The organism is Salmonella sp. SAL00653, assembly GCF_046552515.1.
GTDB classification, from domain to species: Bacteria; Pseudomonadota; Gammaproteobacteria; order Enterobacterales; family Enterobacteriaceae; genus Salmonella; species Salmonella enterica.
The window spans coordinates 143,435-162,947 of sequence record NZ_JBGDTY010000006.1; the positions used below are offsets into that span (position 1 = coordinate 143,435).

Genomic DNA, 19,513 nt, shown 5'->3' on the forward strand with positions numbered 1-19,513 from the left:
TCCCCCCTCCCATGCCGGATGACGCCTGTTATCCGGCATGATGAAAAATAGACTGGAAACGGATGTGTAAGTTTGCTTCACTGCCATAATGCTTTACAAAAAGGAGAGCGCAGTGAAAACGATCGGACTGTTGGGGGGGATGAGCTGGGAATCGACTATCCCTTATTACCGTTTAATCAATGAAGGCATTAAACAGCAGCTGGGAGGCCTGCACTCGGCGAGCTTACTGCTGCATAGCGTAGATTTCCACGATATTGAAGTATGTCAACGCCGCGGCGAGTGGGATAAAGCGGGCGATATCCTGGCGCAGGCCGCGCAGGGGTTACAGCAGGCGGGCGCAGAAGGCATTGTGCTGTGTACCAACACCATGCATAAAATCGCGTACATTATTGAATCTCGTTGTTCTCTGCCTTTCCTGCACATCGCGGATGCTACCGGGCGAGCTATCGCCCGTCAGGGGTTGCATCGCGTGGCGCTATTAGGGACTCGCTATACGATGGAACAGGATTTTTATCGCGGGCGGCTGGAACAGCAATTTGCGATTGAGACCATCGTGCCGGAGGCGGACGATCGGGCGCGTATCAATCAGGTGATTTTTGACGAGCTCTGTCAGGGGACATTCACTGACGCGTCGCGCCACTATTATTTACAGGTTATCGAACAACTGGCTGCGCAAGGCGCGCAGGGCGTTATTTTTGGCTGTACTGAAATAGGTTTGCTTGTTCCCCAGACGCAAAGCGCGCTACCGGTTTTCGATACCACGGCAATTCATGCCGCAGATGCCGTGAGCTTTATGCTTTCGTCATCGGCCCCAGAATAACCTCCAGCGGTTCGACCAGGCGCGAAAGATGCGTTTGTAAATGCTTACTGAAGGCGTCAACCAGCGCGGAGGCGGGGCGGTGTAGCGGGCGAATCAGGCTGACGGTAAAGGGCACGTCAATGCTGAAGCGGCGAACGGTGACGCCGTTGGCGGCATAGTCCAGCGCGGTCAGCGGGTTAACGATCGAAACGCCCGCCCCGGCGCGCACCATCGCGCAGACGGAGGCCGCGCTATGCGTTTCCACCACCATTCTGCGCTTCACCTGATGTTCGGCAAATAACGTATCCAATAACTGTCGATAGCTGTCCAGGCGGGAGAGGCTGATAAAGTTTTCCCCCTGAAAATCGTCTGGCGTCAGTACCGTTTTGGCGGCAAGCGGATGGTCGCAGGGAAGTACGCACACTTCATTTAGCGTTAGTAACTCGGTACGGGTTGTTCCTGCCGGGGCATGAAGCGTCTCCGTCAGCCCTAAGTCGTGGCGCTGGGCGGAGAGCCACTCTTCCAGCAACGGCGACTCCTGCGGCACAATATTCAGGCTGACATCCGGATAACGCGCCAGAAATGGTGGTAGTAGCGGCGGCAAAAAGGATTGTGAAAAGACCGGCAGGCAGGCGATAGAGAGCTCGCCCTGACGGAACTCGCGCAGACTTTCCGCCGCGCTGACGATGCGATCCAACCCATACCAGGAGCGTTGTACCTCTTCGAACAGGCGTAGCCCTTGCACCGTCGGATGTAAGCGCCCGCGTGTGCGCTCAAACAGCGTTAATCCCAGCACTTTCTCAAAACGCGCCAGCTCGCGACTGACGGTAGGCTGCGAGGTATGCAGCAGCCGCGCCGCTTCGGTGAGATTTCCGGCGGTCATTACGGCATGAAAAATTTCAATGTGACGTAAATTAACGGCAGCCATACGTTTCCCTGAATCATTTATCCCATATCATTTTTGCATAGACTGACAATAAAACGATATTTTTTATTCTTTCTAAGGTATGGCGTAATCGTTAAAAAGCCTGTTCCGGAGTTTGTTATGTCATTGCCGCATTATCACGCTGAAACTGACCTTAACGCTGAAAATTTGCTCAGATTGCCTGCTGAATTCGGCTGTCCGGTCTGGGTCTATGACGCGCACATTATTCGCCGTCAGATAGCCGCCCTGCAGCAGTTTGACGTCGTGCGTTTTGCGCAAAAAGCCTGTTCGAACATTCATATCCTGCGCTTAATGCGCGCGCAGGGCGTTAAGGTGGATTCTGTTTCATTGGGGGAGATCGAACGTGCGCTGGCGGCGGGCTACGATCCGCAAACGTGCCCTGATGATATCGTTTTTACCGCCGATGTGATTGACGCCGCCACGCTGGCGCGCGTCAGCGAACTGCATATTCCGGTCAATGCCGGTTCGGTAGATATGCTGACGCAGCTTGGTCAGGTTTCGCCTGGGCATCGCGTCTGGTTGCGCGTGAATCCTGGCTTTGGTCACGGCCACAGCCAGAAAACCAACACCGGGGGCGAAAACAGCAAACACGGCATCTGGCATAGCGATCTTCCGGCGGCGCTGGCGATAATGCAGAAATACCGACTGAAACTTGTCGGTATCCATATGCACATTGGTTCCGGCGTCGATTATGGCCATCTGGAGCAGGTTTGCGGCGCGATGGTACGCCAGGTGCTGGAATGTGGTCAGGATGTGGAGGCGATTTCGGCAGGCGGCGGACTCTCGATACCTTATCGTGAGGGAGAAGAGCCCGTTGATACGCGCCATTACTATGGCCTGTGGAACGCGGCGCGCGAGCAAATCGCCCGCCATCTGGGACATGCGGTCAAACTTGAGATCGAACCCGGACGTTTTCTGGTGGCGCAATCGGGCGTGCTGGTAACGCAGGTGCGTAGCGTAAAACAGATGGGAAGCCGCCATTTCGTGCTGGTCGACGCTGGTTTTAACGATCTGATGCGCCCGGCGATGTACGGTAGCTATCACCATATTTCGGCGCTGGCGGCGGATGGTCGCGCGCTTGAAAATGGCCCGTGGGTCGAGACGGTGGTCGCCGGGCCGCTATGCGAATCAGGCGATGTTTTTACGCAGCAGGAAGGGGGAATGGTTGAAACACGTGCCTTACCTGCGGTCATCCCCGGCGATTACCTCGTATTGCACGATACCGGCGCGTACGGCGCGTCTATGTCATCGAATTACAACAGCCGCCCGCTCCTGCCGGAAGTACTGTTTGACAATGGACAGGCGCGGCTGATCCGCCGTCGTCAGACCATTGAAGAGCTGTTAGCGCTGGAGATGCTTTGAAGCGCATCATTAGGCCGGACGTTGAAAAAACGGGCCCGCGGCGACGGACTCGCGCAGAATCAGCGTGCCGGTAAAGGGTGGGATCGGGGCGACCGGCTCGCTGTTCGCCAGACGAACGGCCTGATCGATCGCGGTGGCTATCATATCCGCGATGGGTAAATAGACTGTTGAAAGCCCCGGTTCAAGCCAGGTTGCGCCCGGCGCATCGTCAAAACTAAACAGCGACACATCCTGTGGGATGCGTAATCCGGCCTGGCGCAGCGCTTTTGCCGCGCCCAGCGCCGTGTCATCATTACAGGCGAATAGCGCGCTAAACGTGACGCCTTCCTCCAGTAATTCCCGGCAGGCGTCATAGCCGCGCGTCAGCGTGTAATCGCCGTATTTCACTTTTGCCGGTTGCCAGGGAATGCCATACTTTTCCAGCGCCTTGCGATAACCCGCTACGCGTGATGTGCCGGTGGGAGTATGAACAGGCAGCGTAATACAGGCGATATCGCGATGGCCCTGCGTAATCAGATATTCCACCGCCTGGAATGCCGCCGTCTCCTGCTCGAAGAAAATAGCGCGATCGCGGGCCTGAGTGACGTTGCGATTAATAATCACCAGCGGCATTTCCGTGGCGTCAATCAACGACAAAATCGCTGGCTCATCCATATAGCGAGTGTAAAGAATAATAGCGTCGCACTGTCTGTCGGCCAGCATTTGTACGGCTTTCTGCTCTCGTTCCGGCGTATCGTGACCATCGGTGACGATCAACTGCTTGTTATGCAACTCCGCCTGGCGCGACGCCCGGCGCAACAAACTGCCGAAATAGAAGCCGTCAAACGTAGAGACGACCAGACCGATGCTGTTGCTGGTGCGATTCGCCAGCGAGCGTGCCAGCAGGTTGGGGCGATAGTCCAGAGCCTGCATCGCCGTAAACACTTTCTGGCGCGTGCTTTCTTTTACCTGCCCCGTCCCATTCAGCACTCGTGAGACGGTGGCCTTTGATGCGCCCGCATGGCGGGAAACATCCAGCATTGTCGCCATCATGCTACCCTGATTAATCGGTTGTCGACAGGTGTCCGGTATCCGTCGGCGTGGATACCGAATGTCGGCGTACCAGTGTCGGACTAAATACATGGGTCACTTCCGGCGTAGGGCATTTCCCTGCCAGCGCTAACGCCAGTTCCGCCGCCTGTGTCGCCATGGTGACGATCGGATACCGAATGGTGGTCAGTCGGGGGCGCACATAGCGTGAGACCAGTACATCATCAAAACCGATGAGCGATACTTCGCCCGGCACCCCCACGCCATTATCATTTAATACTCCCATTGCGCCGGCCGCCATCGAGTCGTTATAGCAGGCCACCGCGGTAAAATGTCTGCCGCGACCTAATAACTCAGTCATCGCCTGCTCGCCGCCGCTTTCATCCGGTTCGCCGAACGTCACCAGCCGATCGTTAGCCGGGATATGGCTTTCCGCCAGCGCATCGTAATAGCCCCTCAGGCGATCTTCGGCATCAGAGATAGTGTGATTGGAACAGATATACCCAATACGCGTATGACCTTGCTGGATCAGATGCCGGGTCGCCAGCCATGCCCCGTAACGGTCATCCAGCGCGACACAGCGATGTTCTAACCCCGGTAAAATGCGGTTAATCAGCACCATGCCGGGGATTTGCTTCATTAATGAGGCCAGGTCCGCATCCGGAATCATTTTGGCGTGCACCACTAACGCTGCGCAACGATGACGAATCAACTGTTCAATAGCCTGACGCTCTTTTTGTTCGTTATGATACCCGTTGCCAATCAGTAAAAAATTGCCGGTGTGATACGCCACCTGTTCAACGGCTTTCACCATCGCGCCGAAAAAAGGATCGGAAACGTCGCCGACCACCAGACCGAGGGTTTCCGTTGCCTGCTGTGCCAGCGCGCGCGCGTTGGCGTTAGGGTGATAGCTCAAGGACTCCATTGCGCTGGTCACCGCCAGCCGGGACGCTTCGCTGGCTTTTGGCGAATCGTTAATAACGCGAGAAACGGTGGCGACTGAAACACCGGCCAGTCGGGCTACATCTTTTATGGTCGCCATGATAATACCTATAGTGGGTAAACGCTTACATTACGCCAGTTTTACGGAAAATGAACGTCTGTTCAAGCCTCTTGCCCCGCCGTGTCGGGCAAATGTGACCTGCACGGGAGAAATGCGTCTGTAAAGTGACAATACAAATCTTTCGTTACAGTTTGCGAAGCGCTGTTGCGATTGTCTGCTGGCAGGCCAGCGAGTCAGGTTGATAGAGTGGTGATCCCAGAGGTATTGATAGGTGGAATCAACGTCATTGTTGATCACACGAATTACACCAACCTGCGTAGAGATGCGCAGGTTTTTTTTCGAACCTATTTTGCTATCGCTCCTGTTACGCAACTCGTGTAATCTGCCACAATTCATGTTTTAGCGAATTGTCGGCCAAAGGGAGTTGAAATGCTGTTTGGATTTTTCCGTAACCTGTTTCGCGTGCTTTATCGTGTGCGCGTCACTGGCGATGTCCAGGCGCTACAGGGGAACCGGGTCTTAATTACCCCCAATCACGTTTCATTTATCGATGGTATGCTACTGGCGCTGTTTTTGCCGGTACGGCCTGTCTTTGCGGTATATACCTCCATCAGCCAGCAATGGTATATGCGCTGGTTAACGCCGCTGATCGATTTTGTACCGCTCGATCCCACTAAACCCATGTCCATTAAACACTTGGTACGTCTGGTGGAACAGGGGCGTCCAGTGGTGATTTTCCCGGAAGGGCGGATTTCCGTGACCGGCTCGCTGATGAAAATTTATGACGGCGCAGGCTTTGTGGCGGCAAAATCGGGCGCAACCGTCATTCCGCTCCGCATTGACGGCGCGGAGCTTACCCCTTTCAGCCGCCTGAAAGGTCTGGTTAAACGGCGCTTATTCCCCCGCATTCAGCTTCATATTTTACCGCCGACGCAAATACCGATGCCGGAAGCGCCGCGCGCGCGCGACAGACGTAAGATAGCGGGTGAGATGCTGCACCAGATCATGATGGAAGCGCGTATGGCGGTGCGCCCGCGCGAGACGTTATACGAATCGTTGCTGGCGGCGCAATATCGTTACGGCGCGGGTAAAAACTGTATTGAGGACATTAACTTTACGCCGGATACGTATCGTAAGTTACTGACCAAGACGCTTTTTGTTGGCCGGATTCTGGAAAAGTACAGCGTTGAGGGCGAGAAAATCGGTTTAATGCTGCCGAATGCCGCCATCAGCGCGGCGGTGATTTTCGGCGCGGTTTCTCGTCGCCGCATTCCGGCCATGATGAACTACACAGCGGGGGTAAAAGGGCTGACCAGCGCGATTACCGCGGCGGAAATTAAAACGATTTTTACCTCCCGCCAGTTCCTCGATAAAGGTAAATTGTGGCACCTGCCGGAACAGCTAACGCAGGTTCGCTGGGTTTACCTGGAAGATTTAAAAGCGGACGTCACGCCCGCCGACAAGCTGTGGATTTTTGCCCACCTCCTGGCACCGCGACTGGCGCAGGTAAAACAGCAGCCGGAAGACGAGGCGATTATCCTTTTTACTTCCGGCTCGGAAGGGCACCCGAAAGGGGTGGTGCACAGCCATAAAAGCATTCTGGCGAACGTCGAGCAGATAAAAACGATTGCGGATTTCACCGCCAATGACCGTTTTATGTCGGCGCTGCCGCTCTTTCACTCGTTCGGTTTGACGGTGGGCCTGTTTACGCCGTTGTTGACCGGCGCGGAAGTGTTTCTTTATCCAAGTCCGCTGCACTATCGCATTGTGCCGGAACTGGTCTATGACCGTAACTGTACCGTGCTGTTTGGTACGTCAACCTTCCTCGGCAACTATGCGCGCTTTGCCAATCCGTATGATTTTTATCGTCTGCGCTATGTGGTGGCCGGTGCGGAAAAACTTCAGGAGAGCACCAAACAACTGTGGCAGGATAAATTCGGTCTGCGCATTCTTGAGGGCTACGGGGTAACGGAATGCGCGCCAGTAGTCTCGATTAACGTGCCGATGGCGGCTAAGCCTGGCACTGTTGGCCGCATTCTGCCTGGCATGGACGCGCGTCTGCTGGCGGTGCCCGGTATTGAAAACGGCGGTCGGCTACAGCTGAAAGGGCCGAATATCATGAATGGCTATCTGCGCGTGGAAAAACCGGGCGTGCTGGAGGTGCCGTCGGCGGAAAACGCCAGAGGCGAAACCGAGCGCGGGTGGTACGACACGGGCGATATTGTACGCTTCGATGAAAATGGTTTTGTGCAGATTCAGGGGCGCGCGAAACGCTTTGCAAAAATTGCTGGCGAAATGGTCTCGCTGGAGATGGTCGAGCAACTGGCGCTTGGCGTTTCGGCGGAGAAAATGCACGCTACCGCCATTAAAAGCGATGCCAGCAAAGGTGAAGCGCTGGTACTGTTTACGACTGACAGCGAACTCACCCGAGAAAAGTTACAGCACTATGCCCGTGAACACGGTATTCCGGAACTGGCCGTCCCGCGTGATATCCGTTATCTGAAGCAGCTTCCCTTGCTTGGCAGCGGGAAACCCGATTTTGTGACGCTGAAAAGTTGGGTGGATGCGCCGGAACAACATCATGAGTGAGTCAGTACGTACTAACACCTCCATCTGGTCGAAAGGGATGCTGTCGGTTATTGTCGCGCAGTTTCTCTCGGCTTTTGGCGATAATGCGCTGCTGTTCGCGACGCTGGCACTGCTGAAAGCTCAGTTTTACCCGGACTGGAGCCAGCCTGTTTTGCAAATGGTGTTTGTGGGCGCTTACATTCTTTTTGCGCCGTTTGTCGGCCAGATAGCGGACAGCTTTGCCAAAGGCCGGGTGATGATGGTCGCCAATGGTCTTAAACTGGCGGGAGCGGCAGGTATCTGCCTCGGCGTAAATCCTTTTGTCGGTTATACGTTGGTCGGGATTGGCGCGGCGGCTTATTCTCCGGCGAAATACGGTATTCTGGGCGAACTGACGACGGGCGATAAGTTGGTGAAAGCCAATGGTCTGATGGAAGCCTCTACGATTGCGGCGATTTTGCTCGGTTCCGTCGCGGGCGGCGTATTGGCCGACTGGCATGTCATCGCCGCGCTGGTTGCCTGCGCGTTGGCCTACGCTGGCGCAGTGGCGGCGAACCTGTTTATCCCGAAGCTTGTGGCGGCGCGTCCAGGACAATCCTGGCGGTTGTCGGCGATGACGCGTAGCTTCTTCAGCGCTTGCGTTGTCCTTTGGCGTAACGGTGAAACGCGTTTTTCGCTGGTGGGGACCGGGCTATTCTGGGGCGCAGGCGTGACGCTGCGTTTTCTGCTGGTGCTGTGGGTGCCGGTGGCGCTGGGGATTACGGATAACGCCACGCCGACTTACCTGAACGCCATGGTGGCGGTAGGCATTGTGGTCGGCGCGGGCGCGGCGGCAAAACTGGTGACGCTGGAGACCGTATCGCGCTGTATGCCCGCCGGGATTTTGATTGGCGTTGTGGTTGCGATCTTCTCATTACAGCACGCATTGCTGCCTGCTTATGCCTTGTTGCTGTTGATAGGTATGCTGGGCGGCTTTTTTGTGGTGCCGCTCAACGCCTTGCTCCAGGAGCGCGGTAAGAAGAGCGTTGGCGCCGGGAATGCCATTGCCGTACAAAATCTGGGCGAGAATAGCGCCATGCTATTAATGCTGGGACTGTACTCGCTGGCGGTGCTGGTTGGCGTTCCGGCAGTGGCGATAGGTATCGGCTTTGGCGTGCTGTTCGCGCTGGCGATCGCGGCGCTGTGGATCTGGCAGCGCCGGCAGGCATCATACTGAGTGAATACGCCGGGCGGCGAGCGCGCGTTATCCGGCTTACATTGTCTCTGTAAGCCCGGAAGCGTAGCGCCACCGGGCACTGACCATCACGGCGCCGGGTAGGTATAAACCTGATGCGCCGCCTCAATCTCCGCCAGAACCTCTTCGCTTAACGTCAGATGCAGACTTTCCACATTCGTCTTGAGCTGCGCCATCGTGGTTGCGCCCAGTAACGTACTGGCGACAAACGGCTGGCGGCGAACAAAGGCCAGCGCCATCTGCGCCGGATCAAGATTGTGACGCTTCGCGATATCGACGTAGGCGGCAACGGCTTTTTGCGCCTGTTCGCCGCTGTAACGTGTGAAGCGGCTGAACAGGGTATTCCGCGCGCCTGCGGGTTTGGCCCCGTTCAGGTATTTACCGGTTAATGTGCCAAACGCCAGACAGGAATAGGCGAGCAATTCAACACCTTCATACTGGCTGACTTCCGCCAGTCCGACCTCGTAGCTGCGGTTTAACAGGCTATAGGGGTTCTGGATCGTGACAATACGCGGCAGGTCATGTTTTTCCGCCAGATGCAGATAGCGCATAACGCCAAACGCTGTCTCATTTGAAACGCCAATATAACGAATCTTACCCGCTCGCTGAAACTCACTTAGCGCGTCTAACGTCTCCAGCAGACTTACTACTGGCGTGGAGTCCGTCCAGTTATAGCCGAGTTTACCGAAGCAGTTAGTGGGGCGCTGCGGCCAGTGCACCTGATACAAATCCAGATAGTCGGTCTGCAATCGGGTCAAACTGTCGTGTAGCGCTTCGCGAATATTTTTACGATCCAGCGCCTGATGAGGCCGGATGCCTTGATCATTATTACGTGCCGGTCCGCTAACTTTGCTGGCGATGATCAGTTTTTCACGGTTGCCGCGTTTGGCGAGCCAGTTACCGATATAGGACTCCGTCAGCCCTTGTGTTTCCGGGCGCGGCGGTACCGGATACATCTCGGCGGCATCGATAAGGTTAATGCCATTTGCGATGGCATAGTCGAGCTGTGCGTGAGCGTCGGCTTCGCTGTTTTGTTCACCAAATGTCATTGTGCCCAGCCCTAGCGTACTTACTTCGAGCGAGCTGTGGGGTATACGGTGATAGTGCATAGCCGTTTCCTTTTTATTATGAAGTCAGAAATTCCCGACAAAGGACAATAAAAATGGCAGAGGGAAGGCAAAAGGGAAAGTAAAATTGCAGGCTGCGCGGCGTAATTGTTACCGGGCGTGGTCGCCACGCACCGTTACGGGACGCAGCCTGAAGGCTTGCAGAACGCTGACCTCGATCACAGGCCACCGCTTAACGTTCGATGATTTGAGACACTTCGTCACGGTTGATTTGCATCTCGTTTCCCTGTGCATCGGTATAGCTGACCAGACCGGTATCATCGTCAACTTGCGGTTTTCCATCGGTCAGGATCATACGACCATCTTTCGTCGCCATTACATAATCGCTGCTGCATCCGGATACCGCAAAAGCCAACCCTACTGCGGAAATTACAACTGCCCACTTTTTCATCCGTTTGTCCTCACGTAGCCTGCATCTGATAATAGTCTGTTAATCATATGTCTGATAATAGTCTAGTAATAACGCGCAGCTCTGCATGTCGGAAGCAGCAAAATCTTAATCTGTGAGAAGAAAGGAAATAAAGTGAGTATTCGCTCCCCGGCGGGGGAGCGAAACAGGATTACAGCGGATTCTTTTTATTACGCAACAGGTTCAGGCTCTCTACTGCGATAGAGAAGAACATGGCGAAATAGATATACCCTTTCGGAACGTGAACGTCGAAACTTTCCAGAATCAGGGTAAAGCCAACCAGGATCAGAAAGGAGAGCGCCAGCATTTTTACCGACGGATGGCGATCGACAAACTCGCCGATGGGCCGTGCCGCAAACATCATGACGCCCACGGCAATAACGACTGCCGCCATCATAATAAACAGATGATCGGAGAGGCCAACCGCTGTGATAACTGAATCAAGGCTGAAAATAATATCCAGCAGCATAATCTGCACTATTGCGCCCAGGAAAGAAGAAACCCGGGTTTTTAACCCTTCTTCTTCGCCTTCGATGGACTCATGGATCTCCTTGCTGGCTTTCCAGATTAAAAATAACCCGCCCAGTAACAGAATGAGATCGCGGGCGGAAATCGCTTCGCCGAAAAGCTCAAACAGCGGATTAGTCAGACGAGTGACCCAGGCGATTGACGCCAGCAGCGCCAGGCGCATGACCATCGCCGCCGCCAACCCAAGCCGCCGTGCGTGGTTCCGTTGCGCCGTAGGAAGTTTTGCTACCACCAGAGAAAGAAAAATAATGTTGTCGATCCCAAGTACAATCTCCAGCAGCGTCAGCGTACCGAGCGCCAGCCAGGCATTAGGATCGGTTATCCATGCAAATAACATCGAACAAAGTCCTGCCAAAAAAAGAAGCGGTAATTATAGGCCCGTCGAGTGACGGGCGAAAGCCCAGGCTGATTTTGCGCATCCAGGAACGGTGTAAAATAGCGGCGACAATACGCTTACGTTTATCGGGCGTCGGTCCGACGCGTAGCCATAGCGGAGGCGCATTTGCGTGTAATGGACGTTACGGATTCTGCAATAAAAAATGGCGAGCCAGCAGCGCCTGCGTAAAATTTTTTTTCAGATAAAATCCACGCGGTAGCGTCAAAATAGGTTCCCCGCGCGCGCCGATAGCCTCGGTGAGCGCCCTGGAATTGGCGGCTTTGGGCCGCAGTTGCAAGACTTCGCCATGACGGGCGGTAATGCGTTCCACCTGGCCCAGCACTATCATGTCCATCAGCTCTTCCCAGTCGAGGCGTAGCTGCCTGTCCTCTTCTTCACTCGGACTCCAGAGTAGCGGCGAACCTACGCGGCGTTCGGCTAACGGTATGCTGCGATCGCCTTCGACCGGCACCCATAGCACGCGCTTCAATTTATGCCGTACGTGACTTGTCTCCCAGGTCACGCCGCTGTTACCGGTTAACGGCGCCACGCAAACAAAGGTTGTTTCCAGAGGACGACCCAGACTATCCACCGGGATGGTTTTCAGTTCTACGCCTAATGCGGCGAAATCCTGCTCCGGCTTGCTCCCGGCGCTGGCGCCGAGCCAGATCTCCAGCAAGACGCCGATCCAGCCTTTGTCTCGCTTCAAATCTTTAGGCGTGGTAATGCCGGCCATCGCCGCCAGCTCGCCTAACGTATAGCCGGAAAGCTGCCGCGCCTGGGCTAACAGCAATGCTTCCGAAGCAGGCGGAGTCAGTAGCGGACAAAGAGCGGACATGACAATTACCTTAGGTCAAAAAATGAGCAGTGATTTTATACCGTATGGGCAGAGTTTATCTTTTTCTGTGTCTTATATTCAATAGACTGATTTTTATTGCCTTTTTTGTGTTGTTTCTTCGTGTTGCGCAACGCTGAAGCGGGTTTTCCAATTCTGGTCACTGACAATAAACAGGATCTTACACTATGTTATCCACAGAAAGTTGGGATAACTGTGTAAAACCGCCACTACTGTTTCCATTTACAGCCTTGACGTGCGACGAAAATCGAAAATTCAGACAAATAGTGCGTAAGTTATTGGCACAATCTGTGGATAAAACCGACGCTGGTTGATCTTTCATCAGCATAAGGATCTTAGATGTGATGCTGGTCACGCTTTATGAAGGTAGCATGTAAGATTTGTCTATAACGCAATGAATATAAGGCACTATTTTTACTGTCTCCAGCATGAGGAATTCAGACTGTTCTGGGTTTTCCCGTGGTAATTCCATACTTCTTCACAACTATATCCACAGAAAAGGTGAATAAAATGGCGCAAGGGCGTCATCATCTGTTTATAACTCGGCTATTTACTGTGAGTTATTCAATTGTTATTAGGCTGTGTCACTATTACAGAGTGGTTTACCGCCTCACTGGAGTATGAAACAATCGTTCATATATAAGGTTTATGTTGAGGTAGTCCGGTGATTGATGACGATGGCTACCGCCCAAATGTAGGTATCGTAATTTGTAATCGTCAGGGGCAGGTGATGTGGGCCCGGCGATTTGGTCAGCACTCCTGGCAGTTCCCGCAGGGCGGGATAAATCCAGGGGAGTCGGCAGAACAGGCGATGTACCGGGAACTGTTTGAAGAAGTTGGGTTAAGCCGTAAAGATGTGCGGATCCTTGCTTCTACTCGCAACTGGTTGCGTTACAAGTTACCAAAACGTTTGGTGCGTTGGGACACAAAGCCGGTATGTATCGGCCAGAAACAAAAGTGGTTTCTTTTGCAGTTAATGAGCGCCGACGCCGAAATCAATATGCAAACCAGCAGTACGCCGGAGTTTGACGGCTGGCGCTGGGTAAGTTACTGGTATCCGGTTCGACAAGTGGTGTCATTTAAACGCGATGTCTACCGCAGGGTAATGAAAGAGTTTGCAAGTGTTGTCATGGCGCTTCAGGATAATCCCCCTAAGCTACAAAGCGCGCCTGCTTATCGACGTAAAAGAGGTTAAGCCACGCAAATTATGCTCACTCGCCTGCGCGAAATAGTCGAAAAAGTGGCCAGTGCGCCGCGTCTGAACGAGGCGCTGAATATTCTGGTCACGGATATCTGTCTTGCGATGGATACAGAGGTTTGCTCGGTTTACCTGGCCGATCATGACCGACGCTGTTATTACCTGATGGCGACGCGGGGGTTGAAAAAACCGCGTGGTCGAACCGTTGCGCTTGCGTTTGATGAGGGGATCGTCGGTCTGGTGGGCAGACTGGCGGAACCCATTAACCTTGCCGATGCGCAAAAACATCCCAGCTTTAAATACATTCCTTCGGTAAAAGAGGAGCGTTTTCGCGCGTTTCTCGGCGTGCCGATCATTCAGCGTCGCCAACTTCTCGGCGTGCTGGTCGTACAGCAGCGCGAATTGCGCCAGTACGATGAAAGCGAAGAGTCTTTCCTCGTCACGCTCGCTACGCAAATGGCGGCTATCCTGTCACAGTCGCAGGTCACAGCGCTGTTCGGGCAATACCGGCAGACGCGAATTCGTGCGCTTCCTGCGGCGCCGGGCGTGGCTATCGCAACGGGCTGGCAAGACGCGACCATGCCGCTGATGGAACAGGTTTACGAAGCGTCTACGCTGGATACCTCTCTTGAACGCGAACGATTGACCGGCGCGCTGGAAGAGGCGGCGAACGAATTCCGACGATACAGCAAACGCTTTGCCGCCGGCGCGCAAAAAGAGACGGCGGCCATTTTCGATCTGTACTCACACCTGCTTTCAGACGCCAGACTGCGTCGCGAACTCTTCGCCGAGGTCGACAAAGGCGCTGTTGCGGAGTGGGCCGTTAAAAAAATCATCGAAAAATTTGCCGAGCAATTTGCGGCGCTAACCGATAACTACCTCAAAGAACGTGCGGGAGACTTACGCACTCTGGGGCAGCGACTGTTATTCCACCTTGATGATTCAGTTCAGGGGCCAAACGCCTGGCCGGAACGTTTTATTCTGGTCGCGGATGAGCTGTCGGCGACCACCCTGGCGGAGCTGCCGCAGGACAGGCTGGCGGGCGTTGTGGTGCGCGACGGCGCGGCAAACTCGCATGCGGCGATTATGGTGCGCGCGCTCGGTATCCCGACTGTCATGGGCGCGGATATCCAGCCTTCGGTGCTACATCGCCGTACGTTGGTGGTGGATGGCTATCGCGGTGAATTACTGGTCGATCCTGAACCCGTGCTTATTCAGGAATATCAGCGGCTCATTAGTGAAGAGATAGAACTCAGTCGTCTGGCGGAGGACGACGTCAATCTTCCCGCCCAACTGAAAAGCGGCGAGCGTATCAAAGTGATGCTGAATGCCGGGCTCAGCCCCGAGCATGAGGAAAAGTTAGGCAGTCGGATCGACGGTATCGGCCTGTACCGTACTGAAATTCCCTTCATGCTGCAAAGCGGGTTTCCCTCGGAAGAAGAGCAGGTGGCGCAGTATCAAGGGATGCTGCAAATGTTTAACGATAAACCGGTGACGCTGCGGACCCTGGATGTGGGAGCGGATAAGCAACTGCCCTATATGCCGATCAGCGAGGAGAACCCGTGTCTGGGCTGGCGCGGGATCCGCATTACGCTGGATCAGCCGGAGATCTTTTTGATCCAGGTCCGCGCGATGCTGCGCGCCAATGCGGCGACTGGCAACCTCAGCATTTTGTTGCCGATGGTCACCAGTATTGATGAAGTCGATGAAGCGCGGCGTCTGATCGAACGCGCCGGGCGCGAGGTCGAGGAGATGATCGGCTATGCGATCCCGAAACCGCGTATCGGCATTATGCTGGAAGTACCGTCAATGGTATTTATGCTGCCGCATCTGGCTAACCGGATCGACTTTATCTCGGTCGGCACCAACGATTTAACGCAATATATCCTGGCGGTAGATCGCAACAATACCCGCGTGGCCAGTATTTACGACAGTCTGCATCCGGCTATGCTGCGCGCACTGAGCATGGTTGCGCAGGAAGCCGAAAAAAATGGCCTCGATCTTCGCTTGTGCGGCGAGATGGCGGGCGATCCGATGTGCGTGGCGATTCTTATCGGTCTGGGATATCGCCATCTTTCGATGAATGGCCGTTCGGTAGCGCGTGTGAAATATCTGCTGCGGCATATCGATTTTGAAGACGCGCAAACCCTTGCCAGACGCAGCCTTGAGGCGCAGATGGCGACCGAAGTGCGTCATCAGGTGGCGGCGTTTATGGAGCGCCGCGGGATGGGGGGATTGATTCGCGGAGGGTTGTAACGACTGGAGCGGGAAAAGAGAGTGACTGTGGATTCACGGCGCAGACAACACGCCTGCAAGATGAAAGACAATGCGTATACATATCTTTTAACGGTAATCGGCATCTCGCTTTTAACCCTTGTGCTATTATTCGCACCTTTGGAGCGTCTGCAACGCGCAGGCGCGCTTATCAATCGCTATCTCTTCAGCGAAATAACAAGAAATTGTGGTGACAGATGACCAGTAGCTATCTGCATTTTCCGGACTTTGATCCGGTCATTTTCTCAATTGGGCCCGTCGCGCTTCACTGGTATGGCTTGATGTATCTGGTGGGGTTCGTTTTCGCGATGTGGTTGGCGGTGCGTCGCGCTAACCGTCCGGGAAGCGGTTGGACCAAAAACGAAGTTGAAAATTTACTCTATGCAGGTTTCCTGGGGGTCTTCCTGGGGGGACGTATTGGCTATGTCCTGTTTTATAACTTCCCTCTGTTTCTGGATAACCCGCTCTATTTATTCCGCGTCTGGGACGGCGGCATGTCCTTCCACGGCGGGCTTATCGGCGTGATACTGGTGATGATTATCTTCGCCAGGCGCACGAAGCGCTCGTTCTTTCAGGTGTCTGATTTTATTGCGCCGTTAATTCCGTTCGGCCTGGGCGCCGGGCGTCTGGGCAACTTTATCAACGGTGAATTGTGGGGGCGCGTCGATCCTGACTTCCGGTTTGCCATGCTCTTTCCTGGCTCACGCGCGGAAGATATTGCGCTGCTGTCGTCACATCCGCAATGGCAGCCTATTTTTGATACCTACGGCGTATTGCCACGCCACCCTTCCCAGTTGTATGAGCTGGCATTAGAAGGCGTGGTGCTGTTTATCATCCTTAATCTCTTTATTCGCAAACCGCGTCCGATGGGCGCAGTCTCCGGATTATTCCTGATTGGCTATGGCGCGTTTCGTATCATTGTTGAATTCTTCCGCCAGCCGGACGCGCAATTTACCGGCGCGTGGGTACAGTACATCAGCATGGGGCAGATTCTCTCTATCCCGATGATTATCGCTGGCGCGATCATGATGGTTTGGGCATATCGCCGCCGCCCGCAGCAACACGTTTCCTGAGGAACCATGAAACAGTATTTAGAACTGATGCAAAAAGTGCTGGATGAAGGCACACAGAAAAACGACCGTACCGGCACCGGCACGCTTTCCATTTTTGGCCATCAGATGCGTTTTAACCTGCAGGAAGGCTTTCCTCTGGTGACGACAAAACGCTGCCATTTACGTTCAATTATTCACGAACTGCTATGGTTTTTGCAGGGCGATACCAACATCGCTTACCTGCACGAAAATAATGTCACCATCTGGGACGAATGGGCCGATGAGAACGGCGATTTAGGCCCGGTTTATGGTAAGCAGTGGCGTGCATGGCCAACACCGGATGGCCGCCATATCGATCAGATCGCCACGGTCTTAAGCCAGCTTAAAAACGACCCGGACTCTCGTCGTATTATCGTTTCTGCGTGGAACGTCGGCGAGCTGGATAAGATGGCGTTGGCGCCGTGTCACGCCTTTTTCCAGTTTTATGTCGCAGATGGAAAACTCTCCTGTCAGCTTTATCAGCGCTCCTGCGATGTGTTCCTCGGTCTGCCGTTCAACATTGCCAGCTACGCGTTACTGGTGCATATGATGGCGCAACAGTGCGACCTGGACGTCGGCGATTTTGTCTGGACCGGCGGCGACACGCACCTGTACAGCAACCATATGGAGCAGACGCACCTGCAATTAAGCCGTGAACCGCGCGCGCTGCCGAAGTTGGTCATTAAGCGTAAACCCGATTCGCTTTTTGACTACCGGTTCGATGATTTCGAAATTGAAGGTTATGATCCGCACCCCGGTATTAAAGCGCCGGTCGCTATCTAAGCGCTGACGATCCTGCCATAACCGACGTCATTGCGCGTCGGTTTTTTTTACCCTTCGTCTCAATCTTCGGCGCGGATTCCTGAAATTTTGCAACGCGCTGCAAGACATGAACTTTTTCTCGTAACGCGCCGAACAATCTGTATTTGGCGCTCGTTATTTTTTCCCCGCCCGCCATACTGCCGACATGAAAAAACAACAGGGCTATACGCTCATTGAAACGGTGGTCGCGATGTCGCTCATTATCATTCTCAGCGCCACAGGACTTTATGGCTGGCAACGCTGGCAGCAGCAACAGCGCCTGTGGCAAACCGCATGTCAGGTGCGGGATTACCTGCTGCAACTTCGTGAGGACGCTCACTGGCATAACCGCGATCACATTCTTCGCGTGGTCAGCGAAGGCGGTTCATGGTGCTTTGTCAGCTCTGTTGCTACGCAAACATCGTGTACGCCATCTTCCCCCTTTGTGTTTACGCCCGACTGGCGTGATGTCGTCCTTGCCGATATCACGCCGTCGTTAGCCTTCTTTGGCTTGCGCAATACGGCATGGGCAGGGCACATCGTACTGAAAAACGCTGCCGGAGAGTGGCGTCTGGTCGTCTCCTCCTGGGGGCGAATCAGGCTATGCGAGCGTAATGAGGCCGCCACGTGTCAATAACCACGCGGGGGTTCTCGCTACTGGAAGTTGTGCTGGCGATGGCGATAGGTTCCATTTTACTGCTTGGGTCCGCACGATTTTTACCGGCGCTACAGCGTGAAATCTGGCACAACACGCGACAGTTATCGCTGGAAGATGAAATCTGGCAGCGAACCTATACCGTAGCGAAGCATCTTCAACGTGCGGGTTACTGTCATGGCCACTGTATTGGCGAAGGGTTACATCTTGCCGAACAGGGGCAATGCGTCATCGTTCAGTGGGACGGGAATAATAACGGTGTCTGGGATACCATACCGGCGAAAGAGGCCGACCAGACCGGGTTTCGTGTGAAGGATAACGTTCTGGAGACATTACGCGGAGCAACATCTTGCCAGGGTAAGGGATGGGAAAAAATGACCGATCCCAATACGGTACTCATCACGGCGTTTACCGTTGAGCGCCGGGATATAACGGGATTCTCGCCAGTGCTCATGCTGCATCTGCGCGGCGCCAGCAAAGCCGAGCCTCAGACGGTTATTGACGCGCAATACAGCGTAACGGGATTTAATCTGTGAATCGGGAACGTGGCGCTTCTTCGCTAATACTGGCGCTTTTAATACTGATTCTGGGCAGTCTGCTACTGCAAGGCGTAAATCAGCAGCAGGCCAGCTATGCCGCCCGCGTGACGACGCAGAGCATGGCGATACAACGCCAGGCGCTCGTACAGTCGGCGCTGGAATGGGGGCGGGGGCAGCTATGGTCAGGCGTAACCGAAATGGAATGTCGGCGCTATTCCTCTTCAGGAGCAAGAGTCTGTTTGCGGAGATTATCGGGGGATGAGGTGGTGATGGCGGCGCAAGATGACGGCATGACGTTATGGCGTTTGGGCAACGTCATTCAGGGAAGCATTGTCTTTTCTCCCCACGGCTGGAGTGATTTTTGTCCGTTAAAAGAGGTGGCGTTATGTCGCATCCCCTGAATTTACAACGCGGGTTTAGCCTCCCGGAAGTTTTAGTGGCGATGGTTCTAATGGTAATGATCGTCACCGCGCTGTCAGGCTATCAGCGGGTATTAATGCACAGTTTTGCATTACGACACCAGTATCTCCAGATCTGGCGGCAGGCGTGGCAGCAAACGGCGCTGTATCCATTTTCGCCTGCTGAAGGCTGGAAGGCCAACCGGATGCAGACAACGCAATCGGGATGTGTCAGCATCAGCGTCACGATGGTTTCACCCTCTGGCAGGCAGGGGCAAATGACGCGCTTGCATTGTCCAAATCGTTAATCGTCAGGAGTA

General features: G+C 54.3%; 19 protein-coding genes. 12 read left to right on the forward strand and 7 right to left on the reverse strand.

All coding sequences use genetic code 11. The features are described from left to right. The first annotated feature begins 112 nt into the window (after window positions 1-112). Window positions 113-820 carry an aspartate/glutamate racemase gene (locus tag ACLJRU_RS09605; RefSeq protein ID WP_000848635.1) on the forward strand — a complete coding sequence of 236 codons (708 nt, stop codon included), beginning with the start codon at window positions 113-115 and terminating at the stop codon, window positions 818-820. On the opposite strand, the gene ACLJRU_RS09610 is transcribed toward ACLJRU_RS09605, so the two are convergent. After that, complete coding sequence (locus ACLJRU_RS09610) at window positions 792-1,727, reverse strand: LysR family transcriptional regulator (protein WP_000741796.1); 936 nt, start codon at window positions 1,725-1,727, stop codon at window positions 792-794. The genes ACLJRU_RS09605 and ACLJRU_RS09610 overlap by 29 nt on opposite strands. Window positions 1,728-1,844: 117 nt before the next feature. Between ACLJRU_RS09610 and lysA the strand changes: the two genes are divergently transcribed. Further along, window positions 1,845-3,107 carry a diaminopimelate decarboxylase gene (gene lysA, locus ACLJRU_RS09615; protein ID WP_000056579.1) on the forward strand — a complete coding sequence of 421 codons (1,263 nt, stop codon included), beginning with the start codon at window positions 1,845-1,847 and terminating at the stop codon, window positions 3,105-3,107. A gap of 9 nt (window positions 3,108-3,116) precedes the next feature. On the opposite strand, the gene ACLJRU_RS09620 is transcribed toward lysA, so the two are convergent. Further along, window positions 3,117-4,139 (reverse strand): LacI family DNA-binding transcriptional regulator, encoded by a 1,023-nt coding sequence (locus ACLJRU_RS09620; protein WP_077916193.1) that lies wholly within the window; start codon window positions 4,137-4,139, stop codon window positions 3,117-3,119. Window positions 4,140-4,149: 10 nt separating this feature from the next. Then, complete coding sequence (gene galR / locus ACLJRU_RS09625) at window positions 4,150-5,178, reverse strand: HTH-type transcriptional regulator GalR (protein ID WP_000201028.1); 1,029 nt, start codon at window positions 5,176-5,178, stop codon at window positions 4,150-4,152. A 390-nt stretch (window positions 5,179-5,568) separates the two neighbouring features. Here galR and aas point away from each other — a divergent pair, with 390 nt between their 5' ends. Beyond that, window positions 5,569-7,728 (forward strand): bifunctional acyl-ACP--phospholipid O-acyltransferase/long-chain-fatty-acid--ACP ligase, encoded by a 2,160-nt coding sequence (gene aas / locus ACLJRU_RS09630; RefSeq protein ID WP_000896083.1) that lies wholly within the window; start codon window positions 5,569-5,571, stop codon window positions 7,726-7,728. Further along, on the forward strand, window positions 7,721-8,923 hold the full coding sequence (lplT, locus tag ACLJRU_RS09635) for a lysophospholipid transporter LplT (protein ID WP_000004686.1): 1,203 nt from the start codon (window positions 7,721-7,723) through the stop codon (window positions 8,921-8,923). Before aas ends, lplT begins: the two co-directional genes overlap by 8 nt. Window positions 8,924-9,009: 86 nt before the next feature. On the opposite strand, the gene ACLJRU_RS09640 is transcribed toward lplT, so the two are convergent. The 4 genes from ACLJRU_RS09640 to mutH all read right to left on the reverse strand — a co-directional run bounded on the left by ACLJRU_RS09640 (window position 9,010) and on the right by mutH (window position 12,219). After that, entirely contained in the window at window positions 9,010-10,050 is a 1,041-nt protein-coding gene (locus ACLJRU_RS09640) for an NADP(H)-dependent aldo-keto reductase (RefSeq protein WP_000558960.1), read from the reverse strand. A 190-nt stretch (window positions 10,051-10,240) separates the two neighbouring features. Next, on the reverse strand, window positions 10,241-10,459 hold the full coding sequence (locus ACLJRU_RS09645) for a YgdI/YgdR family lipoprotein (protein WP_000758662.1): 219 nt from the start codon (window positions 10,457-10,459) through the stop codon (window positions 10,241-10,243). 169 nt (window positions 10,460-10,628) lie between these two features. Then, the gene (locus tag ACLJRU_RS09650; protein ID WP_000895635.1) at window positions 10,629-11,342 is read right to left on the reverse strand and encodes a TerC family protein; all 714 of its coding nucleotides are present in this window, start codon (window positions 11,340-11,342) and stop codon (window positions 10,629-10,631) included. 181 nt (window positions 11,343-11,523) lie between these two features. Further along, window positions 11,524-12,219 carry a DNA mismatch repair endonuclease MutH gene (gene mutH / locus ACLJRU_RS09655; protein WP_001274931.1) on the reverse strand — a complete coding sequence of 232 codons (696 nt, stop codon included), beginning with the start codon at window positions 12,217-12,219 and terminating at the stop codon, window positions 11,524-11,526. A 682-nt stretch (window positions 12,220-12,901) separates the two neighbouring features. Here mutH and rppH point away from each other — a divergent pair. The 8 genes from rppH (at window position 12,902) to ACLJRU_RS09695 (ending at window position 19,501) form a co-directional block, all read left to right on the forward strand. Beyond that, window positions 12,902-13,432: an RNA pyrophosphohydrolase gene (rppH, locus tag ACLJRU_RS09660; RefSeq protein WP_000564481.1), complete on the forward strand. Its 531-nt coding sequence runs from the start codon at window positions 12,902-12,904 to the stop codon at window positions 13,430-13,432. A gap of 12 nt (window positions 13,433-13,444) precedes the next feature. Next, window positions 13,445-15,691, forward strand: coding sequence for a phosphoenolpyruvate--protein phosphotransferase (gene ptsP / locus ACLJRU_RS09665; protein ID WP_011264379.1), 2,247 nt, complete (start codon window positions 13,445-13,447; stop codon window positions 15,689-15,691). Between the two features lie 215 nt (window positions 15,692-15,906). Beyond that, complete coding sequence (lgt, locus tag ACLJRU_RS09670; RefSeq protein ID WP_023235220.1) at window positions 15,907-16,782, forward strand: prolipoprotein diacylglyceryl transferase; 876 nt, start codon at window positions 15,907-15,909, stop codon at window positions 16,780-16,782. A gap of 6 nt (window positions 16,783-16,788) precedes the next feature. After that, window positions 16,789-17,583 (forward strand): thymidylate synthase, encoded by a 795-nt coding sequence (gene thyA, locus ACLJRU_RS09675; protein WP_000816247.1) that lies wholly within the window; start codon window positions 16,789-16,791, stop codon window positions 17,581-17,583. Window positions 17,584-17,767: 184 nt separating this feature from the next. Beyond that, window positions 17,768-18,238 carry a prepilin peptidase-dependent protein gene (locus tag ACLJRU_RS09680; protein ID WP_000744668.1) on the forward strand — a complete coding sequence of 157 codons (471 nt, stop codon included), beginning with the start codon at window positions 17,768-17,770 and terminating at the stop codon, window positions 18,236-18,238. After that, entirely contained in the window at window positions 18,229-18,792 is a 564-nt protein-coding gene (locus tag ACLJRU_RS09685) for a prepilin peptidase-dependent protein (RefSeq protein WP_000029153.1), read from the forward strand. Before ACLJRU_RS09680 ends, ACLJRU_RS09685 begins: the two co-directional genes overlap by 10 nt. Beyond that, complete coding sequence (locus ACLJRU_RS09690; RefSeq protein WP_001078536.1) at window positions 18,789-19,196, forward strand: DUF2509 family protein; 408 nt, start codon at window positions 18,789-18,791, stop codon at window positions 19,194-19,196. Before ACLJRU_RS09685 ends, ACLJRU_RS09690 begins: the two co-directional genes overlap by 4 nt. Then, a complete protein-coding gene (locus tag ACLJRU_RS09695; RefSeq protein ID WP_000019294.1) occupies window positions 19,181-19,501 on the forward strand; it encodes a prepilin-type N-terminal cleavage/methylation domain-containing protein in 321 nt (106 codons plus the stop codon). The genes ACLJRU_RS09690 and ACLJRU_RS09695 overlap by 16 nt, the downstream gene beginning before the upstream one ends. Window positions 19,502-19,513 lie beyond the last annotated feature (12 nt).

Coding starts and splice junctions, on each gene's coding strand:
- ACLJRU_RS09610 (WP_000741796.1), bottom strand. CDS start 1,727: ATGGCTGCCGTTAATTTACGTCACATTGAAATTTTTCATGCCGTAATG.
- lysA (WP_000056579.1), top strand. CDS start 1,845: ATGTCATTGCCGCATTATCACGCTGAAACTGACCTTAACGCTGAAAAT.
- ACLJRU_RS09620 (WP_077916193.1), bottom strand. CDS start 4,139: ATGATGGCGACAATGCTGGATGTTTCCCGCCATGCGGGCGCATCAAAG.
- galR (WP_000201028.1), bottom strand. CDS start 5,178: ATGGCGACCATAAAAGATGTAGCCCGACTGGCCGGTGTTTCAGTCGCC.
- aas (WP_000896083.1), top strand. CDS start 5,569: ATGCTGTTTGGATTTTTCCGTAACCTGTTTCGCGTGCTTTATCGTGTG.
- lplT (WP_000004686.1), top strand. CDS start 7,721: ATGAGTGAGTCAGTACGTACTAACACCTCCATCTGGTCGAAAGGGATG.
- ACLJRU_RS09640 (WP_000558960.1), bottom strand. CDS start 10,050: ATGCACTATCACCGTATACCCCACAGCTCGCTCGAAGTAAGTACGCTA.
- ACLJRU_RS09645 (WP_000758662.1), bottom strand. CDS start 10,459: ATGAAAAAGTGGGCAGTTGTAATTTCCGCAGTAGGGTTGGCTTTTGCG.
- ACLJRU_RS09650 (WP_000895635.1), bottom strand. CDS start 11,342: ATGTTATTTGCATGGATAACCGATCCTAATGCCTGGCTGGCGCTCGGT.
- mutH (WP_001274931.1), bottom strand. CDS start 12,219: ATGTCCGCTCTTTGTCCGCTACTGACTCCGCCTGCTTCGGAAGCATTG.
- ptsP (WP_011264379.1), top strand. CDS start 13,445: ATGCTCACTCGCCTGCGCGAAATAGTCGAAAAAGTGGCCAGTGCGCCG.
- lgt (WP_023235220.1), top strand. CDS start 15,907: ATGACCAGTAGCTATCTGCATTTTCCGGACTTTGATCCGGTCATTTTC.
- thyA (WP_000816247.1), top strand. CDS start 16,789: ATGAAACAGTATTTAGAACTGATGCAAAAAGTGCTGGATGAAGGCACA.
- ACLJRU_RS09680 (WP_000744668.1), top strand. CDS start 17,768: ATGAAAAAACAACAGGGCTATACGCTCATTGAAACGGTGGTCGCGATG.
- ACLJRU_RS09695 (WP_000019294.1), top strand. CDS start 19,181: ATGTCGCATCCCCTGAATTTACAACGCGGGTTTAGCCTCCCGGAAGTT.